Raw genomic sequence first — 1,056 nt, forward strand, 5'->3', positions numbered from 1 at the left:
TTTTCGCTTGTGATGGCCTTTTGCAGCGGTACCATACAAACGTCTACTTTTCTTCCCGCTCAGGAGGTTCCGACGATGTGCCGAAAAAGCCGCTCCGAAACGTTTGACCGCACCAAAGTCGGCGTCTACCACGCCTTCAATCGTACCGTCCGGCGAAGCTTCCTCCACGGAGTCGATCCGCTGACCGGAATCGACTACTCCTACCGCCGCACGCGATTTCTTGAGCGAATGCAGGAAATAACTCCGTTTCTGTGCGTCGAGGTTTTGTCGTTTGCTATCATGGAAAATCACTGGCACTGCGTGCTTCGCAACCGACCTGACAAGGTTCGAGCCCTCAGTGATCGGGAAGTAGCCATCCGCTGGCTCTCGGTGACGTCTCGCAAACGCTGCCAACACAAGCAGGGCGGCAAGATCAGGGAAAGTGAAATCAAGCAGATCGTCAACGATCCCGAACGGGTGGCCGAGCTGCGTTCGAGGTTGTCAGATATCTCTTGGTTCGTTCGCTTGCTGTGCCAGACCATCGCCCGGGAGTGCAACATCGAAGATGAGTGCACGGGACGGTTCTTCGAAGAGCGTTTCAAGCTGAATCGCTTGGAGGACGAAGCGGACGTGCTGGCCTGTATGGCTTACGTGGATCTCAATCCGCTGCGGGCCGGCCTGACCGATACGCTCGATGGCTATGCCGAGGTCTCGATCGGCGAGCGAATGCGGACGCTCGCCGAAGAATTGCCCGACACGTCGCAGTGGCTCGCTCCGGTGGAGCATCCCCAGGAAACGGCTTGCGTCTCGACGGAGCATGCGACCGGCGAAGTCAGTGATGCCAGTAATGCCAGTGACGCCAGCGAGACGAAGAGAGCCGCGGAAACGCCCCCGAATCTAGGCTGCGTCTCGATGACGCTCGCGGCCTACACGAGTTTGCTATGGCACTTGGCTCTGGAGTCGCGTCCGGAGCTGCAGGGGCGGGTGGATTTGAGCCGGGAGCAGTTGCAGAAGCCGGTCAGTAAGGATGGTACGGCGGTGAACCTTGCCGAGCTTGAAGAGCGGCACCGCCAGTAT

At 58.7% G+C, this 1,056-nt stretch carries 1 protein-coding gene; it reads left to right on the forward strand.

The genetic code is table 11. The features are described from left to right. Window positions 1-75: 75 nt before the first annotated feature. Window positions 76-1,056 (forward strand): transposase (locus tag GE027_RS22590; RefSeq protein WP_237607745.1); only part of this gene is annotated, 981 nt, incomplete at its 3' end.

The sequence above is a fragment of the Roseimaritima sediminicola genome (assembly GCF_009618275.1).
Classification (GTDB): domain Bacteria; phylum Planctomycetota; class Planctomycetia; order Pirellulales; family Pirellulaceae; genus Roseimaritima; species Roseimaritima sediminicola.